2 protein-coding genes and 1 pseudogene are annotated in these 1,821 nt (G+C 61.0%); 2 read left to right on the top strand and 1 reads right to left on the bottom strand.

The genetic code is table 11. The features are described 5' to 3' along the window. Positions 1–201, top strand: a pseudogene (locus EN780_RS33285) (DNA-protecting protein DprA); the annotation flags it as partial. 3 nt (positions 202–204) lie between these two features. After that, a complete protein-coding gene (locus EN780_RS33280) occupies positions 205–603 on the top strand; it encodes a hypothetical protein (protein WP_245494597.1) in 399 nt (132 codons plus the stop codon). Positions 604–701: 98 nt separating this feature from the next. On the opposite strand, the gene EN780_RS33275 is transcribed toward EN780_RS33280, so the two are convergent. Continuing rightward, complete coding sequence (locus EN780_RS33275) at positions 702–1,817, bottom strand: hypothetical protein (RefSeq protein ID WP_128276383.1); 1,116 nt, start codon at positions 1,815–1,817, stop codon at positions 702–704. Between the last annotated feature and the right edge of the window lie 4 nt (positions 1,818–1,821).

The following is a 1,821-nucleotide window of genomic DNA, read 5'->3' as shown; positions in this document are numbered from 1 at the left end:
GCCTCGAGCACGCCGCGCGAGGATGATCGCGCCGGCGTGCTCGAGGCGCTCGGCCCGACACCGGTGGCGGTCGACGAGATCATCCGCCATACCGGCTTGAGCGCCGCGCAGGTGTCGATGGTGCTCCTGGAACTCGACCTCGCCGGCAGGATCGAGCGTCACGCCGGCGGCAATGTCTCGCTGGTCTTCGGAGAGGCTTGATCCTTGAAGCCTGTCGCCGGCGAGCAGTCGAAGCAAACACGGATCACACGCATGGCCGCTCTTGCCTGGGCGGGCTTGAGTGTCGTGCTGGCCCTGCAATGGTCCATGGACCTCAGCATGGTGGGTTTTCCGGACGGCTACATAACCCCGTTTGCAAAAACCACGAGCCCGCTCCTGGGGGTTCTGACGGCCGCTTGCATGGCTCAGGGTCTCTACTTCCTGTTCGCTGGCCTGTTCGGCAGAACGATGAGCGCGATCGGGCTCGGCCTGCGAATCCTGATCGCCGCCATCCTCACGGTGGCGCCGGTGTTGGTCGTAAAGGATTGCCCGCATTCCGCGACATGCAGCGCGGCCTATGAGGCGCTCACCAACACAATGATGGACGATGGGATGGGCGGCTAGGGCGGTTCAGCGTTTCATGGAATCGCCGAACCGTCCTAAGTTTTTGTTTTGACGCAATTCCGGACGGAAAACCGCTGCGCACTTTTCCTGGAATTGCTCTAGCGGAACAGATATTTCGACACTTCCGGGTTGCCGCGGCGCCACATCACATTGTCCAGGAAGTAATGATGGACGTTGATGAATATCAGCACGATGAAGAAGAACAGCGATGAGCCGAGGACCTGCCTGTCGTAGGGGATCAAGGCAGTCAGCACGAACGGGATCAGCCAGAAACCGAGATAGCCCAGCGCACCGCCTCCGACGATGAATCCGAGGACACGAAGCCGGTAGAGAGGGCCGAGAAACGACAGGATCTTCGGTTGCGGATCCTTTCCGGCATCCTGGCCGTCGCGCTCGACGTTGGTCTGATAGCGCCAGACCACCGCAAGGTACTGGAGCGAGTGGAGCGCGGGCACTACCAGCAGCCAGAGCGGGTTTATCCTCGCGATCAGGATCCAGAGGTAGAGCGATGCGACATACGCCACGATGCCGTTGTACGGCAGGCCGCCGCCGTTCTTCCGCCAGCGGCCGGCCAGCATCAGGACCGTGGCCGCGGTGGATGTCAGGGCCACCAGCAGGGCAATGTCGGTGATCCACGAAGGGGCCGCGAATGTGTAATATTCCAGGCCATAGTATTTGCCCGCGGTGACCGCCGTGTTCGTCTGCAGCCAGGCCAGGATCCAGACGGCATAGCTGTTGACCAGCAGCACCTTCTTGTCCCGGTCGTCGAAGAATTTGCGCTTGAGCACGGCATCCACCATCAGCATGCCGTAGCCCTGCTTGACGTAGTGCCAGCCGACGAAGAAGAACATGGCGTTGGTCGCATATCCCAGCAGCCGTGTGTTCGCCGTCGCCGCGCCGTAGGCAAAGAAGGCGCTCATGATCAGGGGAACGGCGATGCCGGCGAAAATGTAGCGGATCTGGAGGCCCTTGTCGTATCCGTCGCCGCTCACCTTGCGCCCGAAATTGCGGTAGAAAATCTGATATGAGTGGGCGAAGTGGGGATAGTTTACCAGATAGGCCACAAAGACCATCGTAGCGGCAACGAGGCCTTCGTATTCGAGCGGCACAAGAAACAGAAGCGGCAGGATGAGAAACGCGCTGCCGCCGAGCATGAGGAAGTCGGCGATCGGGCCGAACAGATATTTTTGGGGTTTCGCCACCGCGGGGGCCAGAGTG

It is taken from the genome of Mesorhizobium sp. M4B.F.Ca.ET.089.01.1.1 (assembly GCF_004022605.1).
GTDB lineage: Bacteria > Pseudomonadota > Alphaproteobacteria > Rhizobiales > Rhizobiaceae > Mesorhizobium > Mesorhizobium abyssinicae.
This window is presented reverse-complemented; position numbering and strand designations above follow the sequence as displayed.